Source organism: Agromyces subbeticus DSM 16689, from assembly GCF_000421565.1.
In the GTDB taxonomy this organism is placed as follows: domain Bacteria; phylum Actinomycetota; class Actinomycetes; order Actinomycetales; family Microbacteriaceae; genus Agromyces; species Agromyces subbeticus.
In genome coordinates this window covers 45,570-59,236 of sequence record NZ_ATXG01000007.1, presented here as the reverse complement: position 1 = coordinate 59,236, position 13,667 = coordinate 45,570, and the positions used below count along the sequence as shown (strand labels likewise).

General features: G+C 70.5%; 7 protein-coding genes and 1 pseudogene. All 8 read left to right on the top strand.

All coding sequences use genetic code 11. From position 1 onward, the window contains the following. Positions 1–13 precede the first annotated feature (13 nt). Positions 14–841, top strand: coding sequence for a PP2C family protein-serine/threonine phosphatase (locus tag H521_RS0111255; RefSeq protein ID WP_022893124.1), 828 nt, complete (start codon positions 14–16; stop codon positions 839–841). Between the two features lie 131 nt (positions 842–972). Further along, positions 973–2,391 carry a serine/threonine-protein kinase gene (locus tag H521_RS0111250; protein ID WP_026482195.1) on the top strand — a complete coding sequence of 473 codons (1,419 nt, stop codon included), beginning with the start codon at positions 973–975 and terminating at the stop codon, positions 2,389–2,391. After that, complete coding sequence (locus H521_RS22955) at positions 2,391–8,276, top strand: Ig-like domain-containing protein (RefSeq protein WP_169513987.1); 5,886 nt, start codon at positions 2,391–2,393, stop codon at positions 8,274–8,276. Before H521_RS0111250 ends, H521_RS22955 begins: the two co-directional genes overlap by 1 nt. A 12-nt stretch (positions 8,277–8,288) precedes the next feature. Next, entirely contained in the window at positions 8,289–9,260 is a 972-nt protein-coding gene (locus H521_RS0111240) for an AAA family ATPase (RefSeq protein WP_022893121.1), read from the top strand. Next, a complete protein-coding gene (locus tag H521_RS0111235) occupies positions 9,257–10,579 on the top strand; it encodes a DUF58 domain-containing protein (RefSeq protein WP_022893120.1) in 1,323 nt (440 codons plus the stop codon). The genes H521_RS0111240 and H521_RS0111235 overlap by 4 nt, the downstream gene beginning before the upstream one ends. After that, positions 10,576–12,930 (top strand): transglutaminase-like domain-containing protein, encoded by a 2,355-nt coding sequence (locus H521_RS0111230; RefSeq protein WP_022893119.1) that lies wholly within the window; start codon positions 10,576–10,578, stop codon positions 12,928–12,930. The genes H521_RS0111235 and H521_RS0111230 overlap by 4 nt, the downstream gene beginning before the upstream one ends. Next, positions 12,927–12,992: pseudogene (locus tag H521_RS26665) on the top strand (zinc-ribbon domain-containing protein); the annotation flags it as partial. The gene H521_RS0111230 and the pseudogene H521_RS26665, both read left to right, overlap by 4 nt. Positions 12,993–13,085: 93 nt before the next feature. Then, entirely contained in the window at positions 13,086–13,544 is a 459-nt protein-coding gene (locus H521_RS25835; protein ID WP_245560979.1) for an FHA domain-containing protein, read from the top strand. Positions 13,545–13,667: the final 123 nt, after the last annotated feature.

The following is a 13,667-nucleotide window of genomic DNA, read 5'->3' as shown; positions in this document are numbered from 1 at the left end:
GCAGGCTTCACAGGTGACGCAGATCGGCAATGGCAACGCCCGCCATCGGGTGACGTTGCCCGACGGCACGGAGATCACCCTCGCATGGGCCGCCGTCACCGACACCGGACTGCGCCGCGAGGTCAACGAAGACAGCTTCATCGCCCAGGCGCCGATCTTCGCCGTCGCCGACGGCATGGGCGGGCATGCAGCCGGCGACTTCGCGAGCGCCGCGGTGGTCACCCGACTCGCCGAGCACGGTGGAAAGGCCCTCGTCGGCACGCCCGAGATCGACCAGGCGCTCCGGCTCGCGGTGCAAGACATGGGGCGCGGCGCCGGCGTCACCGACGAAGGCAGCGGCACCACCGTGACCGGTGCGGCACTCGGCGCGATCGCCGACGAACCCGCGTGGATCGTGTTCAACATCGGCGACTCGCGCGTCTATCGCCTCGTGGGCGGGGTGCTCGAACAGCTCACGGTCGACCACTCGATCGTGCAGGAGCTCGTCGACGCCGGGCAGATCACCCGTGAAGAAGCCGACACCCACCCGCACTCCAACGTCATCACGAGGGCGGTCGGCTTCCACGAGGCGCCCATCCCCGACTATCGGGCGATCGCGGTCGAACCCGGCATGCGACTGCTGGTCTGCTCCGACGGGCTCACCAAAGAGCTGACCTCCTATGGCATCCGGCACTTCCTGGTCGCCAACCAGAAGCCCGAGAAGGCGGCCAGGCAGCTGCTCGAAGCCGCCCTCGGCAACGGCGGGCGCGACAATGTCACTGCGGTGGTCGTCGACGTGCTGAAGGTCGTTCGGCCGGCTGGTGCGCCGCGCTCCGACGACGGAGAGCTCGAGTACGCCTGACCGATGCCACGGGCGGCCGGTCGCCTGTGGAGACTGCCCGTCGCGGCATCCGGGTCGCGGATACAATGGCCTCACCGGGCGCCGCCGGCAACCGGGCGGCGTTCCATCGACCCGTGCAGGCAGGAGGACCGTTGTCTCGTCGACTGCCGTCCAACCCGCCGAACCTGCCCGGGTTCGCCTTCATCCGGGTGCTCGGCTCCGGCGGCTTCGCCGACGTGTTCCTCTACGAGCAGAACATGCCGAGACGTCTCGTGGCCATCAAGGTGCTGCTCGCCGAGGTCGTCAACGACGAGCTGCGTCAGATGTTCCAGGCCGAGGCGAACCTGATGGCCCAGCTCTCCTCGCATCCCTCGATCCTCACGGTCTACCAGGCGAGCGTGGCCGCCGACGGCCGGCCGTACCTCGTGATGGAGTACTGCTCGGCCTCGCTCGGGCAGCGGTACCGTGCCGTGCAGCTGCCGATCGCCGAAGTGCTCGCCGTGGGGGTGCGCATCGCGAGCGCGGTCGAGACGGCGCACCGCCAGGGCGTGCTGCATCGCGACATCAAGCCGTCGAACATCTTGACGACGGCATACGGACACCCCGTGCTCTCCGACTTCGGCATCGCGGCCACCCTCGGTGAGGCTGAGGCCAGCGAAGCCGTCGGGCTCTCGATACCGTGGTCGGCGCCCGAGGTGCTGCACGACGAGGTCTCGGGCAGCGTCGCCAGCGAGGTGTGGTCGCTCGGTGCCACCGTGTACTCCCTCCTCGCCGGACGAAGCCCGTTCGAGATCGCCGGCGGCGACAACGGCTCAGGGGCGCTCATGGCGCGCATCGACAAGGCGAGGCCGGCTCCGACCGGCCGGGTCGACGTTCCGGCGAGCCTCGAGGCGGTGCTCGCTCGCTCGATGTCGCGATCGCCGGTTGGCCGTCAGTCGAGTGCCCTCGAGTTCATCCGCGACCTGCAGGCGGTGGAGGAGGAACTCGGGCTCGCGCAGACGCCGCTCGAGGTGGCGATGGACGACTGGGCGCTCGCGACCGCCGTCGACCTCGACGAGCGCACCCGCATCAGCGGCCACGGCACTGCCGACGTCGCTGCCCGTCGTCGCCGCGCGCGCGGCGCGAGCCGCGGTGCAGCTCGGCCCGCTGCGGACTCCCGCCCGCGGGACCCCAGTACCGGGCGAACGCGCTCGGCGCCGCCGACCGCTCGACGGCTCGCATGGGGCGTCTCGATCGTCTCGGTCCTGCTGATCGCACTCGTCGGGGCGGGTGCCTACGCCGTTATCCAGGGTTCGCGGTCGATTCCCGTCGTGTCCGACGTACGCGGCGTGGCAGAGGCCGGCGCCGTGACCTTCTCATGGAACGACCCGGGGCTCCAGGCGGGCGATGCCTACGTCGTGATCGTCGACGGCGAGACGCTCCCGGTGCAGCGCGAACCGCACCTGACCGTTCCCGCCGATGACGGCGACCACATCTGCGCCACGGTGACGGTCACGCGCGACGGCAAGTCGGGCCCATCGAGCGCTGAACGGTGCGTCGACGTCGCGGTCGATCTCGGCGAGGGTCCATGATGAATCGGCTTCGAGCGCTGAGCCGATTCACCCGCCGGCCGGCGATCATCACGGCGGTGGCCACGACCGCGGTCGTGGCCCTCGTCACCGGCGTGGCCGTGGCATCCGGCGGGTACGCCGCCCAGCGCGTCGATCTCGGTGACGCCGCGGTCTGGGTGCCGAGCAATGACCATCAGTCCGTGGGCCGCGCGAACACGGCGGTGCTCGAGCTGAACTCGGTGGTCGAGACCGGCTCGACGGGGGTCGAGATCGTGCAGCAGGGCTCGACCGTGCTCGTGCTCGATTCGGCCAGGGCCACCGTCGACGTCATCGACGCCACGACCTCGAGTCTCACCGACGCGGTCGCAGTGCCGCCCGACGACGCCTCGCTCGGCCTCGCCGGTTCCCGCGTGATCGTCGCCTCCGATGGCGACGTCTGGTCGACACCGGTGGCCGACTTCGCCCAGTTCAGCGCCGATGACGAACCGATGCTCGTCTTCGGCGAGGGCGCCGTCATCTCCGTCGATGACGACGGCATGCTCTTCTCCTACACTCCGTCGACCGGAGACATCGCGCGCGTCGATGCCGCCGAGGCCGAGACCGTTGCCGCGCGGTGGCAGATCGCGCCCGTCGACGGCGAGCCCGAGGTGCAGATCAGCTCGGTCGATGGTCGCTGGGCGGTGCTCGATGTCGACGCCGGCAGGCTCCACCTCGACCGGGGCACCGTCGACCTCGCCGCGTTCATCGAGTCCGGCGACGACCCCGTACTGCAGGAGCCCTCGAGCGGGGGCGACGAGATCGCCATCGCGACGCGCCGGGGACTCGTGACGGTCGGCATCGACGGCGGGGAGCCGCGAGTGCGGCTCGATGGCCGCTACGGTCTGCCCGCAGCGCCGGTCGTCCACGCGGGCTGCCTGCATGCCGCATGGGCGTCGGGCACCGCGTGGCGCTCGTGCGGGGCCGACGCCGCACCGGCCGTCGAGTTGGCGGCGGCGCCGGGCACCGGTGAATACGGGTTCCTCTCGAACGGCACCGCGCTCGTGCTGAACGAGCGTCGGAGCGGCACGAGCTGGGCAGCCGGCGACGACTACGGCGTCATCGACAACTGGGATGACCTGCTCGAGATCGAACGCGATGAGCAGACGGTCGAGCAGAACGACCCCGATGCAGAGCCGACGATCGAACAGAGCCAGGTGCCGCCCGTCGCCGCTGCCGACGAGTTCGGCGCACGCCCGGGGCGCACCTCGACGCTGCCCGTGCTGCTGAACGACTACGACGCCAACGGCGACGTGCTCGTGGTCGACGCGGTCGACGGCGAGCTGCCCACGGGCGTCTCGCTCACCCGCATCGCCGACAACCAGCAGCTGCAGCTCACACTCGACGACGAAGTCTCGGGGGTGATCGCCTTCGGCTACATCGTCGGCGACGGCTTCGGTGGCACGGCGCGAGCGACGGTGCAGGTGACCGTCCGCGATCCAGACGAGAACGCGGCGCCGGTGCAGCAGCGGCAGACGCGGGCGCTCGTGGCGGTGGGCGGTCGCGTGACGACCGCCGCGCTCGGAGACTGGATCGATCCCGACGGCGACCCGTTCTTCCTCGAGCAGGCCGTGACCGCGGGGCCCGATGCCGTGTCGTCGACGGCCGACGGCGTCGTCGTCTTCGACGAGAAGAACGGCGAAGGTGCCGAGCGCACGGTCGGCCTCGCCGTCTCCGATGGACGCGATGTCGCCGCCGGAACGCTCGAGGTCGACGTGCGGGAGCCGGGCACGGTTCCGCTCATCGCGGACTCGTTCGTGGTGCTCGTCACCGCCGAGCAGGAGGTTCGCATCGAGCCCCTGCGTCATGTGCGCGGCGGCTCCGGACGCATCCAGCTCAGTGCGGTTCCAGCGAAACCCGAGACACAGCTCACTCCCGACTTCGACGGCGGCACGTTCCGGTTCACGAGCAGCGCGGTGCGCACGCACTATCTCGAATACACGGTCACCGACGGCATCGACACGGCGACCGGCCGGGTGCGGGTCGAGGTCACCGCTCCACCCGAGCGCGACACCACGCCCATCACGGTGCCGCACACCGCGTTCCTCCGCGCCGACGAGGCGGTCGATGTCGACGTGCTCGCCACCGACATCGACCCGGTCGGCGGGGTGCTCATCGTCACCGGCCTCGGGGAGCCGGCCGCTGAGGCCGGCGTTCAGGTCGAAGTGGTCGAGCACCGCATCCTGCGGGTCACCCTCTCGCAGCCCCTCGAAACCGGCTCCGCGGTGTTCGGCTACCGAGTCAGCAACGGGCTCGCCGAGGCCGCGGGCGAAGTGACGTTGGTGCAGGTGCCCGCGCTGCGCCGCACCCAGCCGCCCGTCGCCGTGCCCGACACCATCGCCGCCCGCACGGGCGACGTGATCGATATCTCAGTGCTCGCCAATGACGAACACCCCGATGCATTGCCGATCACCCTCGAGCCCGAGCTCGAGCAGGCGCCCGAGGCGGGCCTGCTCTTCGTCGATGGCGACCGTTTGCGCTACTTCGCCCCTGACACGGCAGGGGAGTTCGCGGCGACCTACCGCATCACGGGTCCAGACGGCCAGTCGGCGACCGCCACCGTGCAGATCTCGGTGCGTGCCGCCGATCCCGAGACGAACACGCCGCCCGTGCCCGCCACGGTGACGGCACGGGTGCTCGCGGGTGACACCGTTCGCATCCCGATCCCGCTCGGCGGCGTCGACCCCGACGGCGACAGCGTGCAATTGCTCGGCCAGGAGTCGAATCCCGAGCGAGGCAGCGTGACCGGGCGCGGCGCCGATTGGCTCGAGTACGTCTCGGGGGAGTACTCGGCCGGCACCGACGAATTCCGGTACGAGGTCGTCGATGCACTCGGTGAACGGGCTGTCGGCACGGTCAGGGTCGGCATCGCGCCGCGACTCGACGGAGCGAGGCTGCCCATCGCCGTCGACGACCACGTGCTCGTGCGGCCGGGCCGCACGATCTCGGTGCGCGTGCTCGAGAATGATTCCGACCCCGACGGCAGCGCGCTCTCGCTGCAGGGCGTCGTCGTGACGCAGGGTGCCGCGACCGCGACCATCGACGGAGACAAGATCGAGGTCGAGGTTCCGCCCGGCGAGGGCGACTACGGCTTCAGGTACGACATCGAGAACGAGCATCTCGGAACCGCATCGACCTTCCTGCGGGTGGTGGCGAGCGAGGATGCGCCGCTCGCTCGCCCCGAAGCATCCGACACCGTGCTCACCCTCAGCGACATCCTCGACGAAGACCGCATCGACGTGCCGGTGCTGCGCAACGTGTTCCTGTCAGACGCCGACGTCGCCGATCTCGACGTCGCGCTCGTCGACGGCTACGACCGCGGCGCCGAGGTGCGCCGTGACGGCAGCATCCGCGTACAGGTCGAAGACCAGCGACGCATCATCCCGTTCTCCGTCGCCCATCCCGAAGACCCAGCGGTCACCGCGCACGCTTTCATCTGGATACCCGGCCGCGACGACGCATTGCCGCAACTGCGTGCAGATGCGCCGCGCGTACGCGTCATGAGCGGCGAGGCGGTGACCCTCGAGCTCGACGACTATGTGATCGCTGCGTCGGGCCGACCGGTCGAGCTCACGGATGCCGCGACCGTTCGCGCCTCGCACAGTGACGGATCCGAACTCGCGGTCGATCAGAACACCCTTCGCTACAGAAGCGAAGAGGGCTATTTCGGGCCGGCGTCGCTCTCCTTCACCGTGACCGACGGCGAGTCCGCCGAAGATCCATCTGCGCGCACGGGCACGATCGTGATTCCGATCACGGTGCTGCCGACCGACAATCAGCCGCCGGTGTTCACGGGCGGTGTCATCGACTTCGAACCCGGCCAGTCGAAGACGATCGAACTGCTGAAGCTCACGAACTATCCCTACCCCGAGGCTCGCGACGATCTCGTCTGGAAGGTGCTGCCGCCACCGGTCGAGGGGTTCAGCTTCAGCCTCGATGGCGATGAGCTCACGATCCGGGCGGAGGAGTCCACGGTGAAGGGCACGCCGGCGGCGATCGTCGTGGGTGTCGCCGACGGCGCCGGCGATGGCCGGCCAGGTCGCATCGAATTGCGTGTCGTGCCCTCCACGAAGCCGATCGCCCGCCCGGTCGCCGACACCGCCGTGGCCGCACGTGGCCGCACGACCTCGATCGACGTGCTCGTCAACGACGGCGCGACGAATCCGTTCCCCGACGTGCCGCTGCGGGTCGTGGGCGTGCGCGGCATCGACGCCGACAGCTTGCCCGACGGTGTCTCGATCGAACCGAGCAACGATCGTTCGACCCTGAACGTGACGGTCGACGCCACGGCGGCGCCCGTGAACTCCAGCGTGCAATACCAGGTGGCCGACGCGACCGATGACCCGAGTCGCTACGCCTGGGGCACCGTCACCATCTCGGTGCAGGACCGTCCCGATCCGGTCACGGGCGCGCAGGTGACGGGGTTCGGCGACCGATCGCTCGACATCGCGTTCGGAGCCGGCGCGTTCAACAACTCCCCGATCACCGGGTACGAGATCGCACTGCTCGACGCGAGTTCTCGCGAGGTGCTTCGGTCGTCCGAATGCGCGGCGACGACCTGCACCGTGCCCACGCCAGGCAATGGTCCGGCGAATGCCGTCATCGTGAGCATCCAGGCGAAGAACGCGATCGGACTCTCCGACCCGGTCGAAGCGCCCGGTCCGATCTGGTCCGACGTCATCCCGTCGCCGCCGACGGATCTGCGTGCGGTGCCGCGCGACGGTCGCCTGCTGATCGAATGGACGCCTGTCTCGACGGGAGCCGGCAGCTCCGTCGGCTCCTATGTGGTCACGGTCGCCGGAGTGTCGAACGAGGTCTCGGCCGGCGCCGTCTGCACGGCCTCACTCTGCTCCACCGAGTCCCAGCCCCTCGCGAACGGCAGCCAGGTACCGATCGCGGTGAGCGCGCGCAACCAGGCCTACCCGGCACTCTCGGTGTGGACCGAAGCCGGTGGCAACGGCACGCCGTTCGGGCCGCCCGTGGCGGGCGGAATCTCGGTCGACGGCGACGCCGCCGCGGGCACGGTCACGGTCACTTGGGATCCGTTCGCCGGCAACGGCGACCCGCTCGCCGGCTATTTCGTGCAGCGGCTCGTCGACGGTGCCTCCGAGGTGCCGAGCGGGCAGTATGCATGCTCGGTGACGAGCCCCGCCCCTGGGTCGGTCGTGGCGCCGTCGACTGGCGGGTCTGTCGCCCAGGTCGTGCCGGTCGGGCCCGAGACCACGAGCCTGCAGTTCGCCGGCACGGCGACCGAGTCGACCAGGTACTCGTTCGTCGTCTGGGGCTACAACCGCGCCGCCTGCTCCAACACCGAGGTCGCCGGCATCGTGGTTCGGCCGGCACCCGGAACGATCGAGGGCGTCGACAGTCGCATGGGGTTCCGAACCACCGAGCTGTACGACCGCTACATCGATCGGGTCGCTCCCAACGCCTGGCGCTACAACATCGTCGCCGTCGACGCGAACGGGGCGCAGATCCCAGGTACGCTCCGGGAGTTCCGCGGGTCCGGCTGGGCTCAGGAACTCTTCGCCCGACCGCTCGGCGAGGCCGTGCGGTTCCGCGTGCAGGCCTGCTCCGTCTGGGGCAGCTGCGGACCGTGGTCGGGTGTGCTGCCCTCCGACGCGAGCCCGTCACTCACCTTCGCGCTGCCCAGCCGAGTCTGGGATCCCGCGACGAAGACGTGGTCGTGGACCTCCGCCCCCGAGAACTCGGGCCTGCCCGTCGCGTTCTCGTGCGGCCTCGACGGCGCGCGTGACGAACACCCAGCGCAGACGCCCACCAGCTGTCAGATCCCCGAGGCGAAGCCCGCCGATCGGGTCTGGTTGGATGTTGAGATCGCGGGCGTGACCGTTCGCTATGAGAACCGCTAGAAGGAGCCGAACATGACCATGACCCCCGAGGAGGCGACGCGGTTCGCCGCGACGCTCGACCGACTCGTCGGCGCGGTCGAAGAGGTGCTGCTCGGCAAGAACCGGGTCATCCGACTCGCCTTCACCGCCTTGCTCAGCGAGGGACACCTGCTGCTCGACGACGTGCCGGGCACCGGCAAGACCTCCCTCGCCAGGGCCATGGCGCAGTCGATCGAGGGCACGAGCAACCGTGTGCAGTTCACCCCCGATTTGCTGCCCGGCGACATCACGGGTGTCACGGTGTACGACCAGCGCTCCGGCGTCTTCGAGTTCCACCCTGGGCCGGTGTTCTCCAGCATCGTGCTCGCCGACGAGATCAACCGCGCGAGCCCGAAGACCCAGTCGGCGCTGCTCGAGGTCATGGAAGAGGGCCAGGTCACCGTCGACGGGCAGACGCATCCGGTGGGGCACCCGTTCATGGTCATCGCGACGCAGAACCCCGTGGAGCAGGCCGGCACCTATCGTCTGCCCGAGGCGCAGCTCGACCGCTTCCTGATGCGCACCTCCATCGGCTACCCCGACCATGCCTCGACGATCCGAATCCTCGAGGGTGCCGATCAGCGCGCCCACGAGCAACGGGTCGGATCCCAGCTCGCCGCGGCCGAGGTCGTCGACATGGCAGCCAGCGCGCGCACCGTCTACGTCGACCCGACGATCCACGACTACGTGTCGCGACTCGTCGACGCCACTCGCACCGCGCGGGAGGTCAGACTGGGGGTGAGCGTGCGCGGCGCGCTCGCGCTGATCCGTGCGTCGAAGACGCACGCCGCGGGCCGCGGCCGGCACTATGTCGTTCCCGACGACGTGAAGGCGCTCGCCGAACCCGTGCTCGCCCACCGGCTCATCCTCGACCCCGAAGCGGAGTTCGACGGCGTGACCGCCTCGAACATGATCGCCCAGGTGTTGATCGAGACGCCGCCGCCCTCGACCAGGCAGGTGGTGTGACGCTCACCCAGACCCGCACGACGATCCCCGAGGAGGCCAAGAAAGAGGGCCTGCTCGCGGTCATGATCGGTCGCGCCGTCAACGCCGCACGCGTGGCGGGGGCCGCGGTCGCGCGCGCATCGCGAGCTGTTCAGGGAGTGGTGACGCAGCTCGGCTGGGCGGTGATCGCCGCCGCCGTCATGTCGCTCGGCGCGGGGTACCTCTGGGGCTGGCTCGAGCTGATCGCGCTCGGCTGGGGCCTCGCGGTGCTCGTGGCGGTGGCATCCGTCTGGTTGATCGGTCGTGGTGCCGGCAGCATCACGCTGCTGTTGCCGTCGCCGCGCGTCGTGGTCGGTGAACCGGCCGAGGCGCGGTTGATCGCGGCCAATCCCGGGCGACGCCGGTTCGGCGGCGTGCAACTGGAGCTGCCGGTCGGGCAACGCATCGTCGAGCGCGTGCTGCCGGGACTGCCGCGCGGCGGCGAGTTCGACGAGCAGTTCGCCATTCCCACCGAGCGCCGTGGCATCGTGGCCGTCGGCCCGGCGCGCACCGTGCGCGCCGACCCGATCGGGTTCATGCGACGCGAGTTCGTCTGGTCGCAGACGGCAGAACTGCACGTGCACCCGCGGACGATTCCGATCGCGGCGCTCAGCACGGGGTTCATCCGCGACCTCGAGGGGTCGCCGACCCGCGACCTCACGGCGAGCGACATCGCGTTCCACGCGCTGCGGGAATACGTGCCGGGAGACGATCGCCGATTCATCCACTGGCGCAGCTCGGCGAAGACCGGCACCTTCATGGTGCGCCAGTTCGAGGAGACCCGGCGCAGTCGTCTCATGATCGTGCTCGACCTCGACCCCGGCGCCTATGCCGACAAGGTGGAGTTCGAGCTCGCCGTCAGCGCCGCCGCGTCGGTCGGAGCCCGTGCCATTCGCGATGCCCGCACCGTCTCATTCGTCGTCTCCGGCCGCGTACGCGGAAGTGATTCGCCCCGCAACGCGATGCGCGAGCTGCCGACGGTGTCGCGCGATCGGCTCCTCGACGCCCTGTGCGTCGTCGAGACCGACACCGATGCGGCGATGCTGCCCGATGTCGCCCGCGCCGCGGCGGAGTCGCTCGCGGGCGTCTCGCTCGCGTTCCTGGTGACGGGCACCGCCCGTGGCATCGCACCGCTGCGATCGGCCGCGACCCGCATGCCGCCCGGGGTCGACACGATCGCCGTGCAGTGCTCGCCCGAAGGCGAGGCGAGCGCGCGCACCATCTCGGGCGTGACCATCTTCGGCATCGGCTACCTCGAAGACCTGCGCGGCATGCTCGCCAGATCGGCGTCGGTGGCATGAGCACGCGAAAGCCGGCAGGGGCTGACCGCTTCGCTCCGACATCCGTGACCGTGGTGCTCGTGGTGGCGATGCTCGTCGCAGCGATGGTTCCGTGGTGGCCGGTCTACGAGAGCCCGGCATTCCTCATCGCCGCCGGAGTGGCGATCGTGGGCGGCACCGTCATCGGCGTGGTCGGGGCGCGGTTTCGGCTCGCATCCTGGATCGTCGTGCTCGTGGTCTTCGGCGCCTACCTCCTGCTCGGCGTGCCGGCCGCGGTGCCGGGTCGTGCGATCGCCGGAGTGCTGCCGACTCCCGCGGGCATCGTCGAACTCCTCGCGGGCGCCGCGCTCTCCTGGAAGCAACTCGTGACGATCGCGGTTCCGGTCGGTTCCTACCAGGCGCTGCTCGTACCTCCGTTCCTCCTGGCCCTCACGATGGCGACGGCGGCGATCTCGATCGCGCTGCGGAGCCGGCACCCCGCCGCGGCCGCGCTGCCGCCGGCCGTGCTGCTCGTCGTGGGCATCGCGCTCGGCGTCGTGCATTCCGCCTTCGCTGTCGAGGCGGGCATCGCCTTCCTCATCACCGCAGTGGCCTGGCTCGTGCGGGTCTCGATCGCCGATCGCCGGGCGATCACGAGCGGCCGCCGCGTCGAAGCGGCCCTCACCGACGCACGACGGGTGCTCGGCGCGACGGCACTCGTCGCCATCGCGGTCGTGGGTGCCACCGCGGCATCCGTCGCGCTACCGGTGCCGCCGCGCAATGTCGTGCGCGCTGAACTGCAGCCGCCCTTCGAACCGCGCGATCACGACAGCCCGCTCGCGGGATTCCGCGCAGCGTTCAGGAGCGACGTCGCCGACGACACCATGATGGCGGTCCGCGGCCTGCCGGAGGGTGGGGGGCTGCGCATCGCGACCCTCGATACCTATGACGGCATCGTCTACTCGGTCGGCGGGTCCGACGGGGCATCCGCTTCGGGCCGGTTCACGCGAGTGCCCTACCGGCTCGACCAGTCGGGGGGCGGCCCGACGACCAGCGTCGAGATCGAGGTCGAGATCGAGGAGTACTCGGAGGTCTGGGTGCCCGGCATCGGGCGTCTCGAACGCATGAGCTTCGGCGGCCCTCGCGTCGAGACACTCACGGAATCGTTCTTCTACAACGACGCGACGAGCACCGGGGCGGTGCAGGGCGGCATGCGATCCGGCGACCGGTACACCGCTGTCTCGGTGGTTCCCGTCGACGCGGCCGACCTCGGCGAACTGCGGCCGGGGACGAGCGTGCTGCCCGCCGCGCCCGAGCTGCCCGAGCGCTTGGCGCAGAAGCTCGACGAGTGGGCTCCGGCCTCCGACGACGAGGGTGAACGACTGCGTGCACTCATCGAAGGCTTCCACCGAGAGGGCTTCGTCAGCCACGGCCTCGTCGACGACGAGCCACCGAGCAGATCGGGGCATTCGCTCGACCGCCTCGAGGAGCTGATGACGAGGCGCCCGATGCTGGGCGACGGTGAGCAGTACGCGGTCGCTGCGGCGCTCATGGCCCGGCAGATCGGGTTCCCCGCTCGGGTCGTCGTCGGCTACCTCCCGGGCGCGAGCGGCGAAGAGGGAGAGGGCGGCGAGGCCGCAGCGAGCGACGGCGACGCGGATGCCGCGGGCGAGTCGACGCCCGACGGCGTCACCCGATTCGTGAGCACCGACAAGCAGGCGTGGATCGAGGTGCAGCGTGCCGACGGCGCATGGATCCCCGTCGACCCGAACCCGGCGCCTCGCGAGATCCCCGAGCCGGAACCCGACCAGCCCACGATCGTCTCCCGGCCGCAGGCGGCTTTGCCGCCGCCCGATGAGCGCACGCCCGTCGACGACCTCGCCTCCGACCCCGAGACGCCGCCCGACGAGCCCGACGACGACGGTGATGCCTGGCTGCAAGTGCTCTTCAGGGTGCTCGCCGTCACCGGGCTGATACTCGGCGCGATCGCCGTGATCCTCAGTCCGTTCCTCGCCGTGATCGTCGCGAAGCTGCGCCGCCGCCGATTGCGCCGACGAGCGCCCGACCCCGTCGAGCGCATCGAGGGCGGCTGGCAGGAATTCGCCGACGCGGCCGCCGATTACGGCTACGCCATTCGGCCGACGGCGACCCGCTCCGAGCAGGCGGCCACCGTCGGCGGACTCGCGCCCCTCGTGCTCGCGTCCGTCGTCGACCGCGCGGTGTTCGCGCCGGGCGGCCCGTCCGACGGCGACGACCTCCGTGTCTGGGATTCGGTGGACGAGTTGCGCCAGCGCCTCGCGGCGCCGAGGTCGCTCCGCGAACGCGTGCGGGCGGCGGTCTCGCTGACCTCGCTCGGCGGGTACGCTGTGACCCGGAGAGGAGCGCGTTCGTGACGTGCCGGATCTGCGGGGCGGAGCTCCCCGACGGAGCGATGTTCTGCGGTGAATGCGGCAGTTCGACGAGCGCGACCCCCGAGTCCCGACGTCGGCCCGACCCGAGGCCGGGCGACACGACCGTGTTCGAACGACCGGCGCGCCGAAACAGCGGGGTGATCAGCATTCCGGTCGACGGCTTCCGCGCCGCGACGGCGATCGAATCTGCGGATGTCGCGAGCAGTGGTTCCTCGTTCCCATCCGCTGCACCGGCCGATGCCGCGTCGGGAGCGGCACTGCCGGCGACCTCGGCGAGATTCGTGCTGACCTTCAGCACCGGACAGACCCGCACCGTGTTCGGATCCGGCCTGATCGGTCGCCGTCCGATGCCGCAGCCGGGCGAGGTCTTCGACCACCTCGTGCAGATCGCCGACCGCTCGCTCTCGGTGTCGAAGACCCACGTCGAGTTCGGGGAGCACGACGGCACACTCTGGGTGGCCGACCGGTTCTCCGGCAACGGCACGATCGTGCGTCGGCCCGACGACGGTGCGGTGCGCTGCGAGCCTGGTCGCAGGTACCTCGTGCCACGGGGCAGCCGGGTCGAGATGGCGGAGCAGTTCTTCGTCGTCGCCTGAACCGCGAAGACACCCCTGCACCCGCTCCAGCACGTGACTCGTCCTCCACAGGCGACGGCGGCCCGATCTCATCGTGGATCAACGGCGGCGCGGCGGCGCGGCCCGCGGCCCGTGGTCGGATCG

Coding starts and splice junctions, on each gene's coding strand:
- H521_RS0111240 (WP_022893121.1), top strand. CDS start 8,289: ATGACCATGACCCCCGAGGAGGCGACGCGGTTCGCCGCGACGCTCGAC.
- H521_RS0111230 (WP_022893119.1), top strand. CDS start 10,576: ATGAGCACGCGAAAGCCGGCAGGGGCTGACCGCTTCGCTCCGACATCC.
- H521_RS22955 (WP_169513987.1), top strand. CDS start 2,391: ATGAATCGGCTTCGAGCGCTGAGCCGATTCACCCGCCGGCCGGCGATC.